Source organism: Flavobacterium sp. DSR2-3-3 (genome assembly GCF_049896585.1).
Lineage (GTDB): Bacteria > Bacteroidota > Bacteroidia > Flavobacteriales > Flavobacteriaceae > Flavobacterium.
Genome location: NZ_JAFCUP010000023.1, coordinates 241 through 929, shown reverse-complemented (window position 1 = coordinate 929; position 689 = coordinate 241). Strand labels below are relative to the sequence as shown.

General features: G+C 47.0%; 1 protein-coding gene (running past one end of the window). It reads right to left on the bottom strand.

Going from position 1 to position 689, the window contains the following annotated elements; genetic code table 11:
* Positions 1-689, bottom strand: part of the annotated coding region (locus tag ACP7AQ_RS15965) for a PKD domain-containing protein (RefSeq protein WP_426096157.1) (this coding region is incomplete at its 3' end). 138 nt of the annotated region lie beyond the right edge of the window; 689 of its 827 annotated nt are in view.

Genomic DNA, 689 nt, shown 5'->3' with positions numbered 1-689 from the left:
AGAGTTACATTGGCTTTAGCCGCAGTACAGGAAGCCACGTCCACAGGCACCGTTACCGGCGCTGCACAGGTTATAGTTGGATTTATATTGTCTACCACCGTTACGATTTGAGTACAAGTAGCAGTATTTCCTGCATGGTCTGTTACCGTCCAAGTTACGGTTGTGTTTCCGATAGGGAAAACGGTAGGCGCATCGTTGGTTACAGATTTTACCTCACAGTTATCAGTAGTAGTTGGAGTTCCAAGAATTACATTGGCTTTAGCCACCGTACAGGAAGCCACGTCCACAGGCACCGTTACTGGCGCTGCACAGGTGATAGTTGGATTAATATTGTCTACCACCGTTACAATTTGAGTACAAGTAGCAGTATTTCCTGCATGGTCTGTTACAGTCCAAGTTACGGTTGTGTTTCCGATAGGGAAAACGGTAGGCGCATCGTTGGTTACAGATTTCACCTCACAGTTATCAGCAGTAGTTGGATTTCCGAGAGTTACATTGGCTTTAGTCGCAGTACAGGAAGCCACGTCCACAGGCACCGTTACCGGCGCTGCACAGGTTATGGTTGGATTTATATTGTCTACCACCGTTACAATTTGAGTACAAGTAGCGGTATTCCCTGCATGGTCTGTTACCGTCCAAGTTACGGTTGTGTTTCCGATAGGGAAAACGGTAGGCGCATCGTTGGTTAC